Origin of the sequence: Hymenobacter sp., from assembly GCF_036387835.1 — a bacterium.
GTDB lineage: Bacteria > Bacteroidota > Bacteroidia > Cytophagales > Hymenobacteraceae > Hymenobacter.
Window position 1 is genome coordinate 1 of sequence record NZ_DASVSY010000084.1, and the last position, 15,116, is coordinate 15,116.

The following is a 15,116-nucleotide window of genomic DNA, read 5'->3' on the forward strand; positions in this document are numbered from 1 at the left end:
GGCCACCCTCCGTAAACTCACCCTGCAAGTGCTCACCCAGCAACGCGACGGGTTAAGTCTGGCAAAACGGCGCGTGAAGGCCGCCTACGACATTGACTACCTCAAACAACTCCTTGCGTAAGCTTCATGCGTTTGCCCTGATAACTGCCTCACGTTGTCTGTATTTGTAAAAGGATGGCTTGTGCTCTCCTTTTTCTCTTTTCACTCTCAGACAGCAGGCTGACTTCGGTATCAAAATACAGTGAGTATTAGGAGGACTTTACTCCCGACTAACTGGATGAAATTTTAAGACTAATAGACAATATCGATAAATACGGATAATATTGTATAAAGACGTAATTACTGCGTGATAAATACCTAATTATTTCCGCGTAACCTTCATAACTAACTGAAAATCAAGAATGATGAGGGCCCATCGAAAGACCCCTGACCCAGCTCCTTTTTTAGAGTTATCTCGACAGTTAGATTGCATAATTTATAGGGCACCGCACTTACTACAGATGCACCACATTGTTTACGTTAGCACCGCTATTACTCCTATCTCCGACAGCTATTTGCAGGAGCTACTTATTCGTTGGCGCGCCAGCAACCATCGTAACGATATCACAGGCCTTCTGCTTTATAGCGACGGCCAATTCATGCAGGTGATTGAAGGCGAAGCGGCACCTCTGCGGCTGCTTTTCGAGAATATTAAGAAGGATCGCCTGCATCGGGGCCTGACTAAGTTGGCAGACGGACCGATTCCGCAACGCAATTTCAGTTCTTGGCTCATGGGCTTTCACGTACTTTCCCCCGAGAAATTTACCGAGCTAGCCGGATACGTAGCCCCTAACAGCCATGCACTTGAGCGGGCATTTTCCACCACCCATGATGCTGTGATGAGGAATTTGTTTGAACTCTTTGCCGAGCAGGCGCCCGACGTGCCATTCAGATAGCGAAACGCCCGGCTAAGCCTACAAGCCGAAGATTACAGCAGCAGCAGCCCCTAGTCGCCGCAGCTGCCTGTTTCAACTACTTGAAAGCCCCGGGCAACTGACGCTGAAAGAGGGCTCCAACATCAATTGCCGCGGGGCTTTCACTTCTTTAGATGAAATCGACTGCGTTTAACCTAGCTTCTCCTGAAAGAACGCCAATGTCATGGCCCAGGCTTCAGCGGCGGCATCGGCGTTGTAGCTGGGTCGCTCATCGTAGTGGAAGCCGTGGTCGGCGTAGGAAATGACGGTATTAATGTAAGGCTTACCGGCAGCATCCAGGGCTTCAGTAACTTCCGTGATGTGCGCTTTGCTGATGTGCTGGTCGAGGCCGCCCCAGAAGAAAAGATGTGGCGCATGCAAGTCGGTGGCCCGGTTTTTCAGCTGTTGCGTGCCACCGCCGTAGTACGACACCGCCGCGGCCAGCGGCAACACGGCATTGGCCAGAAACGATACCCGCCCCCCGAGGCAGAACCCCACGCTCCCAATTTTTTCGGTTACGTTGTCTTGCGCTTGCAGCCAGCCATAGGCCGCTTGCAAGTCGGCCGTCAGCCCCTCCGGCGTGATGGCCTGAAAGTGCGGCATGGCGCTGGCAAAGTTGCTGTAGGGAATTTCCAGGCCGGGTGCAGCGGAGCGGTGAAACAGCTCGGGAGCAATAACCACGTAACCTGCCGCCGCCAAGCGGTCGGCTACGTTGCGAATGTGACCGTTCACGCCAAAGGCTTCCTGCAACAAGATGATGCCAGGGTGCGGGCCAGCAGTGGTCGGGAAGGCAGTGTAAGCGTTTAGGCTGGTGTTGTCGGCAGCCTGCAGGGCCACGGCATTGGGGTAGCTCATGTTTGGTGGTTTGTTGTTAGTGCCTGGTGCTTGGATGGTAGCGCTTGTACTCTGTTTATAACAACCCAAGCACTACCAACCAAGCATTAGGCACCAACTGACGAGCTAGCGTTTTGTTGGACCACAGGAGCCGTTGCTCCTGCCCGTTGCTGCAACAACCGCACAATCAGGCCGGTCCAGCCGGTTTGGTGGTTGGCGCCCAGGCCGTGGCCATCGTCGCCGTGGAAATACTCGTGGAAGAGCAGATAATCTTTGAAGTGCGGGTCCGTTTGCAGCAGTTCATAGTCTCCGAAGGCGGGGCGGCGGCCTTGCTCATCTTTGAGCAGCAGCTTGTTGAGGCGCTCGGCCAGGGCGGCGGCTACTTCGCTGAGGTTGAGCTTATTGCCAGAACCGGTGGGGTACTCCACCTTCAACGAGTCGTCGTAGTAGGAATGGAACCGCTGCAACGACTCGATAATGAGGTAGTTGATAGGGAACCAGATCGGGCCCCGCCAGTTGCTGTTGCCCCCGAACATGCTGGATTCGGCCTCGCCAGGTACGTAAGACACCGAGAAATCGGCCTCCTCGGTGCTGAACACATACGGGTGGTCGTGGTGGTAGCGCGACATGGCTCGAATACCATACTCCGATAAGAATTCAGCCTCGTCGAGCATACGTACCAGCAGCTTGGTAAGCCGCTCCCGGCGCAGCAGCCCCACCAGGTGGCGGGTGCCGCGGCCCGGCTCTTGCCACCGCGTCACTAGCTTGGCCAGGTGGGGGCGGTTGGCGAGCAGCCAGGTGGCCCGCGCCGTAAACTCGGGCATGGCATCCAGCAGTTCCTGATCCACTACTTCCACCGCAAACAGCGGAATCAGTCCTACAATGGAGCGAACTTTAAGCTTGGTACGCTCCTCGTCGGGCGTGTGCAGCACGTCGTAGTAGAATTCGTCTTCCTCGTCCCAGAGGTTGAATACGCCGTCGCCGCCGCGGGTCATGGCATCGGCAATGTAAAGGAAGTGCTCGAAGAACTTGCCAGCTATTTCCTGGTAGACCGAATTGGTTTTGGCCAGTTCCAGCGCCATACGCATCATATTGAGCGCAAACATGGCCATCCAGCTCGTGCCATCCGACTGCTCGATATGGCCGCCGGTAGGCAGCGGCGCACTGCGGTCGAACACGCCGATGTTGTCGAGGCCTAGAAAGCCGCCCTCGAAGATGTTGCGGTTGCTTTGGTCTTTGCGGTTCACCCACCACGTGAAGTTCAGGGCCAGCTTATGAAACACCGACTCCAGAAAGTAGGTATCGCCTGCGCCGCCTTGCAGCTTCTTGTCCATCTGAAACACGCGCCAAGTGGCCCAAGCGTGCACGGGGGGATTCACGTCGCTTAGGTTCCACTCGTAGGCTGGCAGTTGGCCGCTCGGGTGCATGTAGGAGTCGCGGGTGAGAAGGCGCAATTGCTTTTTGGCAAATTCGGCATCCACCATGGCCAGCGGAATGCAGTGGAAAGCCAAGTCCCAGGCAGCATACCACGGATACTCCCACTTGTCGGGCATCGAGATGATGTCCTGGTTGTGGAGGTGCTTCCAGTGCCGGTTGCGGCCTTTGCGCCGCTCGGGTGGGGGCATGACCATGGCCGGGTCGCCGTCGAGCCATTGGGTTACATCGTAGTAGTAGAACTGCTTGCTCCAGAGCATGCCCGCAAAAGCTTGGCGCTGCACGTTGCGGGCATCGGGGCTGGTCAGGTTTTCCTGGAGGCAGTCGTAAAACTCGTCGGCCTCGTGGCGGCGGGTCTCGAAAATCTCATTGAAATCGGCGAAAGGTGCTTCGTGGTTGGGGGCGCTTAGCCGCAGCCGCACCACCCGCGTCAAGCCGGGCGCCACTCGCAACTTGTACTGCGCGGCCACTTTCGTGCCTTGCTGCTCGGCGTTGAGGGCGTTGGCTTTGCCCTCGGCTACGTAGTCGTTAATGCCGTCTTTGAAGTGCTGGCCTTCGGCGGGCAAACCATAAAGCTTGGCTCCGTTGGTGGTGTTTTCGCAGAAAAGCAGGTCCGGGTCCTGGTCGCAATACAGCTGATAACTGCCTAGCGCTTTATGCTCTATCTGCACCGTGCCGGGCTTGGACTGACGCATTTGCGGCCGGTAGCTGTCGTAGCCCCAGTTCCAGGTGTTGCGGAACCAGAGCTGGGGTAGCACTTGCAGGCGGGCCGTTTTGGGGCCGCGGTTGTGCACCGTTATCTGGATCAGAATGTCGTCGGGGCCGGCTTTGGCGTATTCTACAAATACATCGAAGTAGCGCCCCTCGTCGAAAATACCGGTATCAAGCAGCTCAAATTCAGGCTCTTCGCGGGTGCGGCGGGCATTTTCAGTTATCAGCTCCTCGTAGGGAAACTCCTGCTGCGGATACTTGTAGAGCATCTTCATGTAGGAGTGCGTGGGCGTACTATCGAGGTAGTAGTAGTGCTCCTTCACGTCCTCGCCGTGGTTGCCCTGGTAGTTGTTGAGGCCGAACAGCCGCTCCTTAATAATGTGGTCGTGCCCGTTCCAGAGGCCCACCGAGAAGCATAAGAGCTGCTGGTCGTCGGAAATGCCGGCTAGACCTTCTTCGCCCCAGCGGTAGGCGTAGCTGCGGGCCATATCGTGGCTGATGCACCCCCAGGCGTTGCCCTCCGCGCTGTAGTCTTCCCGAACCGTGCCCCACTGTCGTTCTGTGAGGTAAGGTCCGAACTGTTTCCAAAAAGTATGGTGCGTATTATCGTCCGCCAAACGTAACTGTTCCTGCGTCATAAGAAGTAATCCTGAGCCCAAAGGTACGGGACACAGCGCAAGGCGTTCGGTCGAGCTTGAATTTACAGACTGGAATAAAGGGGTACAGGACGCGTAGGCGGCTTAAATCCGGCTACTTGTTTCAACTGAATATTTCGTTGTTAGAGCCCGAATTGCGAAGGAATTCTCTCGACATTGCCTGCCATTTGAGGTAGGCTTCCCTAAGTCTGGTATCAGCTTAAGCGGAGTTACTCAGATGAAACAGGTGCCCTTTGATAGTATGGCAGACTGAATCTAAAGCAGCTTAACATCCTGCGTAGCTTGAGACTACAAACCTTTCGCCGCTACGCGGCTGGCCCGCAACTTAAGTTAACAAGCTGCAGCTCCCTCCTATTTGGCCGCCTGTATTTCGGCTACGGCCTGCTCAACTAGCGCGGCGACATGGGCGGCATTCGGGCGACTTGCCTGCTGTTGCTGTATCTGGCGCAGCAGGCCAATAATCAGGTTGGCGTTGATGTAGGGCTTGAAGCGCACGGTCAGGTCTTTGATGCGGGTGATGCCTTGGGTGAGGGCCGTTGGATCTTCGAGGCGGCCCAACAGCTCACCCAGGCCAGACAGCATGTTGAAGCGGGTCGGCGGCTCGGCGGCATCGTACTTGGCTAGCACCAGAGGCCACTGCGCAATACCCCCGGTGCGGCCGTACACGCTCACCAAAGCCGCCGTTAGGGCCCCTTTGTTGTCGGCCTCGAAAGCTGTGGCCCGGGCCAGCGCCTGCTTCGGATCCAGCGGCAATAACCCCTGCAGCGCCGCCCCTTGCACCCGGTACGACTTGCTTGCCAGCGCCTGCCCAAACAGTTTCGCGTAGCGCTTTTCCTTCAGCGTACCTAGCGCCGTGAGTGCCGCCGCCCGCACCTGCACTGCCGAATCGGTGGCGGCCAAACGAGCCAGCACCGGGTCGGCCGCTTTGCGCAGAGTAGGGTTTTCAAGGTCGAGCAGTTCAATGGCCATGCCGCGCAAGGCGGGAGAAGCATCGCTAAGGCCAGCTAGCAGGATTTTCTGCGCCTGCGCGTCGGGTAGTTTTACTTTGGCGGCGCTCAGGGCCTCGCGCCGGTCGAGGTAGCGGGGGGCGCGGCGATACTGGTAGGCGTAGTCGGGCAAGGGCTTGTTGTCTTGTTTCTGCCAAACCAAGACCTTTTCAGCGTCCACGTTCACCAATTCAGGTTTACTGGCCAGCGGCATCGTGAAAGTCTGGCTGGCTTCAGTCATGGTCACGCGCTGGCGCTGGGGCTTGCCATTTAGGTAGTAATCGATGGCAAAAGGCAGGCGGAACGGTTCACCGGACTGGGTCTGCTTCACCGTCACGGCTTGCACCTTTTTGGCGGCGTCCCAGCTGTAATCAATCGTGACGACAGGGTGGCCGGCACGATAATACCACTGGTTGAAAAACCAGTTCAAATCCTGGCCCGACACTTCTTCCAGCGCCAGCCGCAGCTGATGCGGCTCGCCAATGCCGAAGGCGTTCTGCTTTAGGTAGCGTTGCAGGCCTTGGAAAAACACCTCTTCACCAAGATAGTACCGCAGCATATTCAGAATGTTGCCGCCTTTTCGATATGATACGGCATCGAACAGGTCCTCCTTGTCGGCGTACTGGAAGCGCACCAGCGGCTTGGTGTAATTGGCTGGGTCACGGAAGTAGGTGCGCAAACTTTGGTCGCCTTGCGCCTCGGCGGCATCGGCACCGTACTCGTGTTCGGCCCACAGCACCTCGCTAAAGTTGGCAAACGATTCGTTCATGGTCAGGTTGCTCCAGCTTTCGGCTGTCACGTAGTCGCCAAACCAGTGGTGAAATAGTTCGTGGGCTATTTCGCGCTCCACGCCGGCATATTCCCAATCCAGCAGTTCGCGGGCCGTGCCCTGAGCCTGCTCCCCAAACAAAGAGGCCGTCGTGTTTTCCATGGCTCCGCTTACGTACTCGCGCGCCACCACCTGGGCGTACTTGTTCCAGGGAAAATCCACGCCGAGGCGCTGCGAAAAAAACTCCAGCATCCGGGGCGTTTTGCCGAAAATCTGCCGGGCCTGCGTTGCGTATTGCGGTTCGAGGTAGTAGCTCACTTCCTTGCCGCGCCAAGTGTCCTTGGTGATGCGGAAGTCGCCGACGGCCATCATAAACAGGTAAGGCGCATGCGGCAGATCCATCTTCCAGGTATCGGTGCGCAGGCCGGGGCCCGCCGGCTTCTGGCTGACCAGCGCCCCGTTGCTGAGCGTGACATACTTGGCCGGCACCGTCAAACTGATTTCGGAAGTCGTCTTCTGGTTGGGCTTGTCGATGGTCGGGAACCAGGCCGAATTAGACTCTGTCTCGCCCTGCGTCCAGATCTGCACAGGCTTGCCTTTTTCTGCACTGTCGGGGTTGATGAAGTACAGACCCTTGGCGCCGCCAATTGCGGCGCTGCCTTTCAGCTTCAACTCGTCGGGCTTGGCGGTGTACTCGATGTAAATAGTATAAGCGGTACCCGGCGCCACGGATTTGCCGAGGTTTACGCGCAGGTTGCTTTGGTCGTAGTTGAACTTAAGCTGCTGCTGCTGCTCCCCATTCACCAACGTCACCGCCTTGATATCCATACCCTTAGCATCGAGCCGCAACGAATCGGTGGGGTAGCCATGGGGCTTGAGCGTGACCCACTCTTTGCCGTAGAGGTAGCGCTTGGCGTAGTCGAAGCGCACATCGAGCTTGGTGTGTACCAGGTCGTTGACCTTGCGCGGGGTGGTTCGGTAGCCAGTGGCAGGTTGTTGAACGGCCGCCGTGGTGGCAGCGAAGGATAGTAGCAGGAACAGGTTTCGCATCGAGAGCACAAGGTATAGAGACTTGGGCAGGTAGATGAGGGAGTTGTGCGAAAGGTTGCCTAACCACAACCAAACGGCCACCCTCACCTCTAAGCCCACCAGGCCTGCTTAGGCCCAACGGGCCTGCTTAGGCCCAACGGGCCTTGAGGATCAAGCAATAGATTGGGCGAGCAGGAAGTGGCCCTTCGAATTGTCTGAAACCGCCTCGGCTGTACCGATGCTGCTTTATTTCTTGTCAACCGTAGCTTTCCCGGTGAAGATTTTCTTGGGGATCATGCTGTGCACGCCCTTGGTGCCGTCTACCAGCTGCGTAATCTCCATATTAGCGGCTACGCTGGCGAGCATGTAGGCGTCGTCGTGGCTGAGGTTCTTTTCTTTCATGAGAAAGTCTATCATCTCGCGCAGCGCCACTTTGGTGGCTTTTGTTAGGTCCTCGTCGGTACCCATGGTGATGTAGTCGGTGGGCGTTTCGGCGCGGGGCCAGGTCAGGTGCATGTCTTTGCGCACGATAAACTCTAATGTGCCGGTCAGGGACGTTTCGAGGGCGGTGATGTCCACTTCGCCGTTGCCCTGGCCGGCGTGCCCGTCGCCTACTTCAAACAGGGCGCCCGGCACGTGCACCGGAATGTAGAGCGTGGTGCCGGCTACCAGCTCTTTGTTGTCGAGGTTGCCGGCGTGGATGCCAGGCGGGGCACTGTTGATGCGGCCGGCAGCAGGCGGTGGCGCGACGCCCATGCTACCGAAAAACGGCCGCAGCGGAATCTCGATACCGGGTGCAAACCGGGCCAGCATGCGTTTTTTGTCGAGCGGAATGATGCGCATTTTGGCGTAGCCGAAGTCTTCGGGCAGGAAGCCGCTGGTGGGTCCGAAGGCGTTGTAGGCATACGCAATGGCCAAGTCCACTTTCCGGATGCGCACTTCCAGCACGTCGCCGGGCTCGGCACCTTCCACGTAGATAGGGCCGGTCAGAATATGTCCGCCTGGGCCTTTGTTGGTGACATCCTTGTGAATGTCGCGCAACGACTGCTCGACCTGTTCCGGTGGCAGCCCGGCCCCTTCCAGCCGCGTCGGGCTCGACGTGATGAGCGTTTGCACTTCCACTTTGTCGCCGGACTTAATGCGCAGCACTGGCTTGGCAGCGGCATCATAAAAGCCCCATGCTACCGTGGTAGGGGTAGGTTTGAGTTGGTGCGTAATGGGCTTGCCGGATTGCGCGTTGCTAGCTGACGGCAGGGCTTGTCCGCTGGCAACAGGCAACACGGCCACCGCGACCAAAAGTGTAGAAAGCGCTTTTGCAAGGAATTGGCAAGCCATGGTGTGAGGCAGGAGCAATAGTACAGCCCCAAGCTAGCACCCAATGGCCGAATGCCCCCGCGCTACTCACTAAAAAATTCCAAGTCGCCACGGTTTGGTATAGCGCACTGCGTCGGCTTGCAGAGCCTTTAGCGCAGTATTTCAAGGTGGCAATTCGTTTGCTGAGCCGTTGTGGTAACGATGCCGCGGCCAACTGTTCCCAACGAAAAAGCCGCCACCCAATTAGGTGGCGGCTTTGGCGGTAGGGTTTCAATAATCGGGCTTAGTGTTCAACCCACCCAACGAGGCTTCCAACCAAGCATCAAACGGTTTTAGTTCTTCACGAAGCGGCGGGTTGCACTCACGCCATTCTCGCCGGTTACTTTCAAGAGGTACGTGCCCTTAGGTAGTGCCTGTACGTCGAGGGTGGTACCGAGGGAAGAATCTAGCGTTTTGGTCAGCACCCGCGCCCCGGTGATGGAATACACGGTGGCCTGGCCTTGCTGAATGGCGGTGGTCAGGGTGAGGTGCAACTCGTCGGTGGCGGGGTTTGGGTACAGCGTCAGTTCCAGACCGGCTTTAGAGGCGTTGAAGCGCACAATCTGCACGGGCGTGTAGCTGGCAGTACCATCCACATCCACCTGCTTGAGGCGGTAGTAAAGCATATTGGCCAGAGTAGCCGCCTTTACATCGGTAAAGCTATACTCCTGGCGGCTGGTACTGCTGCCACGACCCGCGACCGAACCTACTTTTTCGAAGCGGGAACCATCAACAGAGCGCTCCACTTCAAAACCGGCGTTGTTTTTCTCGGTGGCCGTAATCCAGGTTAATTGCGCGTTGTTGCCTTTGGCTACGGCTTCAAAGCTAACCAGCGTTACCGGCAGCGGGCGGGCCCCTACCACAAAGGTCACGGGCTGGGTGCTGACACCGCCAAGCTCGTCGGTGGTGGCCACGGTTACGGTGTAAGTACCGGCGGTCAGCAGTAGGCGGTTGGCTACCTTGATACGGCCGGTGGCGGCTTCGAGCAGCGTACCCGGGGGCAAGAGGTTGCTGGTGCTGGTCAGCGCGGCGGAGCGGATACCGTTGTCAATCACCGTGGTAGCGCTGTACTCGCCGCCATTTACGTCGAAGGCACTCGTTAGTTCGTCGCCTTCTTGGTACGGGTTATCCCCGCCTTTGGCGGGAGCCGCCGTGTACACCGCCATGTTGTCTTGCCCGACCGGCAGCACGTAGGTTGCCACCGCCGACGTAGCCGGCGTAGGAGCGCTGTCGGTGGCCGTGTAGCTGAAAGAAGCATTGCCCACGAAGTTCTGGCCATTAATATTGAGGGGGTCGGCAGTATTGCTGTACGGCCGGAAGTACAGCTTATCGGCATCCGCCGCCGGCACAGAACGACCGGCGGCTACCGTCGTGAACGTGGTGCCATCGGCACTGAAGTAGAGCGTGCCCTGCGTATTGGCAGCGGGTACGGCCGTAATAGTGAACGAGGCAATGGCTCCATCGGCGTCGCGGGCACTAAGCGGCGAGAGGCGCAGGTACGAATCAGCGGTGTTGCCGTCGGGCGCAGTCAGGCTGTTGACGAAGGTATTGGCCACCGGCACCAAATTAGCCAGATTGGTGGTGTAGGTTTGGGTGTCGTCGGCCGTACTGGTTTGGGTGCTGCTCGAGGTTACGGTTGCCGTTACCGGATACGAAGCTATACTCTCCGGCGCCGGGAAAGTGATTGTATAAGCTGCCGACACATCTTGGCTGGCTTGCAGCGTTCCGATGGCTGGGAAGCTCACCACTCCTGTACCTGCGGCATACGTGCCACCGCCCGAAACAACCACGGTAGTTGGGTCGAGGCCTGCCGGAATCTGCGCCGAAAAACTTACTCCTTGCGCGGGTGAGGGGCCATCGTTGGTGGCCCGCAACAGATACGTCACCGGCTGTCCGGCCACCACTGACCCGATCAATGGCGAAGCTTGCGTACTAGGTCCCCGCACAATAGCCCGCAGGTTGAGCGTGGGAGTAATCGCCACGCTCACCACGTCGGTGTTCCCCGCAGCACTCCCGTCGCTGTTGTCGGAGCCCACGCTGGCTACGGCTGTCAGCGGGCCTGTACCGGGGGCCGTCACCTGAATCGTATTCGTGATGGCATTGCTGCTACCCACGGCTTGCGCCGCATACAGCCAGCTCACGATACCGGTAGCCGGGTCGTAGCTACCACCGTTCAAGATAGTAAGCGTAGCGGGGTCGAGGCCCGCGCGCAGGGCTACTCGCTGCACCACCGAAGTGGCAGCGGCCGGACCGTTGTTGGTGGCCGTGACGGTGAACGTGATAGGTTGCCCGGTTGCCTGGGTCGTTACATTGGCCCGAATGGTGGTAGTCATATCCACCACGGTAGCACCAGCGCGTACCACGCTGGTAGTAGCCGTAGCAGCGTTGTTGACGCGGCTCAGGTCGTTGGTGGCCGTGGTGGTGGCCGCTACCACCGTGGCGTTAATGGCCGCAGCATCAGGGGCAGTGAACGTAATAGTGTTGAAGCTGGCCCCACTGGCTCCCACCGGCATGTTGGTGAGCGTGGGTAGCGTTACCACGCCAGTGGCGGCGTTGTAGGCGTTGCTGATGAGCACACCGGCGGCATCCCGTACTACCACGGTGGTTAAATCAACCGGCAAATAAACCAGGGTACTTACGCTGGCCGCCGGCGAGGTGCCGGTGTTCCGTACATCAACAGAATACACCACTGGCGTACCGTTTACGGCCGTAGCCGCGCCGGAAATGCTGGCAACCACATCCGAGGCGGCAGTAGTGGCTACCGAAACGGTACTGGTGTTGTTGGCGGGCGTGTTGTCGGGCGTGGTGGTGATGGCGTAGGCAGTCGTCGGGAACGTCGGGGTGGCCGGAGCGTCGAACGTTACCGTGTTGGTTACCGACTGGCCGGGAGCTAGCGAACTGATAACTGGATAAGCCAGCAATGCCTGGGTAGGCTGCACGTCCAGGCTACCCACCGAATTGGACAGTACATTATTGGTGTAGGACAGGTTGGCAACGGCCGGAGGCACGCGTACAAACTGCTGCACGTTAACCGCGGGCACCGAGCCGTTGTTGACGGTCGTGACGGTGTACGTTAGCCGTTGCCCGGCCGTAGCCGTGGCCGGTCCCGTTATGGTCGTTACCACGTCGGTTGCCGGGTTAATAGTGAGCAGTACGGCCGTACCATTGTCGGCGGGTACGGGATCGGGGGTGGCCGTGCTGGTGCTGGCGTAGGCTAGCAGCGGCCCGAAACTGGGGGCTCGCAGCTGCACCGTCTGAATACTGGTAGCGCCACTTGCCAAACTTAACGGCGTCGACCAACTAACAACTCCCGTGGTGGGGTCGTAGCTACCACCGCTGGAAATAGTGAGCGTGGTGGGATCAAGGCCCGCCGGCAGTGACATACGTGGGCGCACGTCGGAGGCCGCGCCGGCTCCGGCATTGCCGGCCGTAAGGGTAAATGTCAGGGGCGTACCGGCTGCTACGTTGGCTACCGGAACACCATTGCTGGTAGTTGTGAACGTGGTGTACACGTTGGCGGGCGTACTGCTGGCGTCGCTGAGCACCGTGGAAGCCGTGGCGCTGTTGTTGCCTGGGGTGCTTTCGCCGCTCAAAGCAGGCACGGTAGCCGTAGCCGTGAACGTGCCGCCGGCCGGCGCTTGCAGGCTGATGGTGTTGTTGCGGCTCTGGCCAGCGGGTAGGTCCAAGGCCGGGAAAGTTACCAGCGTCGAGTTGGTACCGGCATTGTAGGTGTACGTGCCTTGGTTGGAAATAAACAGGCGGGTTTGCTTACCGGGCAAGGCCACGGTTTGTACCACTCCAATTGCCAAGGATGGCCCCAAGTTGCGCGTAATGACACTAAATGTAATCGGAGTACTTGCCCCGGCCGTAGCCGGGCTGCTGATGGCCGTGGTCAGATCGAAAGCCGGCGTCACGTTTACTGTTATGCTGGTCGTATTGTCGGCGCTGTTTAAGTCGGGGGTATTGGCAGCTACATTGGCGGCACCCGTAAACGACCCAGTGCCGGGGGCGTTGAACGTCACGCTGTTAGTGGCGGTGCTGCCGCCGGCCAATGTATTGACTACCGGGAAAGTAACCACCCCAGTCTGGTTGTTGTAAGAACCCCCGTTCGAAAACACCAGGGCTCCACCGGTGCCCGCGCCGGTCAGGCCAGCGGGCAGTTGCAAGGTAGCCGCTACGTTGCCGGCCGTGATGGTCCCGTTGTTGGTGGTTTGCACCGTAAACGTAACGGGGCTGCCGGCTACGACCGAGGCGTTGTTGGCTGGGGCCGTTACGGTCACTACCAAGTCGGCCGCGGGCTGCTGCACCGTTACCACAATGCTGGCCGGATTAGTGGGAGCCCCATTGCCGTCCTGCGCCACGTACGACGTAACGGCCGTACCCACAAAACCAGCTTCCGGAGTGAAAGTCACAGTGCCCGTGTTGATATCCACGGTGAAGTTACCCTGACCCGCTACAACGCGGGTGCTTTGAATTCCGGCTTGGGTAGGATCTACATCAATAGTCGTGGTACCAAACAGGTTGTTGCTGTCAGTATCAATATCGTTGGCTAGTACATTCAATGAAACAGCCACGTTGCGGGTGGTAGTACCCGCGTCGGCCACGGCCGTAGGCGCCAGGTTGCAGGAGCCGAAGTACACATCATCAACGGCGAGGTCGTTGCCCCCTACTACCGTGCTTACATTCCGAATTTCAAAGGTGGCCGAGGTATTGTTGCCCGAAAACCAAATGTCCGAGAAAGAAAACCAGGCATCAGGAGTTTCTTCGGCCCGTATTGTGCCCGATACCGACTCGCCATTGATAACGAACCCTATCTCCGGAGCACCACCATTAGAGCCAGGGGGCAGCAGGTTGTTGAAAAAGGCCGAGAAGGTATAATACCGATTGGGCTGTACAGTTACGGTTTGGGCGTACAGCGTGCGGATGGCCAAGGCCCCGTTGACAATCAGAAACTTGTCGTTGGCAATTCCTGGCGTGTGCCCGGTGCCCCGGAAAGAAGGCTGATAAGGCTGTGCTGTGGCCGCTACCGTGTAGGTTCCTTCCGGATACACGCCCGTTTCAGGGTCGTTGTTTGCGTACGGCGTTGACACGTAGCGGTAGGTAGTTGAGAATCCCATGTTGCCCGCGTTGAAGTCCGCATTGGCTAGCAGGTTAGAGCCCGAGGCCGAGGTACAGGCCGTGTTGGTGCTATACACGCGCAGGTTCACGGTAGCCGTGCCCGAACACAAACTCGTGTTGCCGGTGGTGCTGTTGCAGATGCGGTATGTGAAGCTGTCGGGGCCGGTGTAGCTAGTGGTGGGGGTGTAGCGGTAAGTGCCGCCCGAATTCAGCGTAACGGTGCCGTGGCTAGGGCTGCTCAGCAACGAAACCGTGAAGGAATTCTGCTCGTCGTCGTAGTCATTGAGTACCACGTTACCGTTAACGGCCGTGTTTAGCGGCACATCACGCGAGTCGTTGTTGGCTACTGGCTGCACCTTGCACCAAGTCATCTTGCTGATGCCAATGACTTGCTGGCTAGGATTGGTTATAGTTGTGCCATTGCTGTAGGTCACCACCAGCTTAGTTATGGCAACCGGGAAAGTCACCGTCACGGTCCCCGTAGTGTTGCTGTTATTGTCAATATCGGCGCCCCCCGTTACAGTGTTGCCAGTCACCGACTGGTAAGTTGTACTATAAGTGAAGCTGCTGGGGGGCAGGTTAACGATGTTGCCATTTACGTCATAGCCATCCAAGCGAACCACGTCGATAAACCCAGGAATCATCCCTCCCGCCCGGTCAATATCCTGCAGAGTGATGCTGTAGTTGAACAGCGGCCGGCTAAAAGCGAAAGTAGAGGAAGAGCTTTTGGTAACAGCCGCCGATGTGTAGTCTGTAAACCACTCCAAGGTGCTATAGTCCAGCAACCGGGACTCCGGGAAAAGTATCCCCTGGAATCTTACTTGCAAATAACTATCGGGGCTGCTGGTTCCTGACATGTAGTTGCCGCCGGCAACATCGGTGGGCGTGCCACCCACATTACTAGCCGTAGGATTAGTTGGATTCGGGGCCGTAGTTATGTCCCAATCCTCTCCGTTTCGGCTGGCAAAGTCGAGTGTGGTAGTAGCACCAGCCGGGCATTGCGCCTGAACTTTTGCTTGTGTTAGCCCTAGCCAAGCGAGCAACCCTAGCACGATGCGTAAATTTGTTTTCATCAGAAGGTACAATTAAGGAATCTACAGCACATTTAGCCTCTAGTCGATACTTCGATTTAGCACCTTATTGTACTTTCCTGATAAATAATTTGTAGCCAGGAAAGAACGTTGGAAACAAAACCGTTGATTTTATAGGAGGCACCCTGTCACGAAGATACTTTTGCTCTTCCTGTTATTCTAAATTTTATTCTAATTTTCCC

The 15,116-nt window shown here is 57.7% G+C and carries 6 protein-coding genes; 1 reads left to right on the forward strand and 5 read right to left on the reverse strand.

What is annotated here, in order from left to right; translation table 11 throughout:
• The first annotated feature begins 500 nt into the window (after nucleotides 1–500).
• Nucleotides 501–935, forward strand: a complete 435-nt coding sequence (locus VF639_RS16755) for a BLUF domain-containing protein (RefSeq protein ID WP_331147079.1) — start codon at nucleotides 501–503, stop codon at nucleotides 933–935.
• Between the two features lie 168 nt (nucleotides 936–1,103).
• Here VF639_RS16755 and VF639_RS16760 read toward each other — a convergent pair whose 3' ends face one another.
• The 5 genes from VF639_RS16760 to VF639_RS16780 all read right to left on the reverse strand — a co-directional run bounded on the left by VF639_RS16760 (nucleotide 1,104) and on the right by VF639_RS16780 (nucleotide 14,916).
• Entirely contained in the window at nucleotides 1,104–1,808 is a 705-nt protein-coding gene (locus tag VF639_RS16760; protein ID WP_331147080.1) for a dienelactone hydrolase family protein, read from the reverse strand.
• A gap of 86 nt (nucleotides 1,809–1,894) precedes the next feature.
• A complete protein-coding gene (locus VF639_RS16765; RefSeq protein WP_331147081.1) occupies nucleotides 1,895–4,570 on the reverse strand; it encodes an MGH1-like glycoside hydrolase domain-containing protein in 2,676 nt (891 codons plus the stop codon).
• 369 nt (nucleotides 4,571–4,939) lie between these two features.
• Nucleotides 4,940–7,393, reverse strand: coding sequence for a M1 family aminopeptidase (locus VF639_RS16770; RefSeq protein ID WP_331147082.1), 2,454 nt, complete (start codon nucleotides 7,391–7,393; stop codon nucleotides 4,940–4,942).
• 225 nt (nucleotides 7,394–7,618) lie between these two features.
• Nucleotides 7,619–8,707, reverse strand: coding sequence for an acetamidase/formamidase family protein (locus VF639_RS16775; protein WP_331147083.1), 1,089 nt, complete (start codon nucleotides 8,705–8,707; stop codon nucleotides 7,619–7,621).
• Nucleotides 8,708–9,018: 311 nt separating this feature from the next.
• A complete protein-coding gene (locus tag VF639_RS16780; RefSeq protein WP_331147084.1) occupies nucleotides 9,019–14,916 on the reverse strand; it encodes an Ig-like domain-containing protein in 5,898 nt (1,965 codons plus the stop codon).
• Nucleotides 14,917–15,116 lie beyond the last annotated feature (200 nt).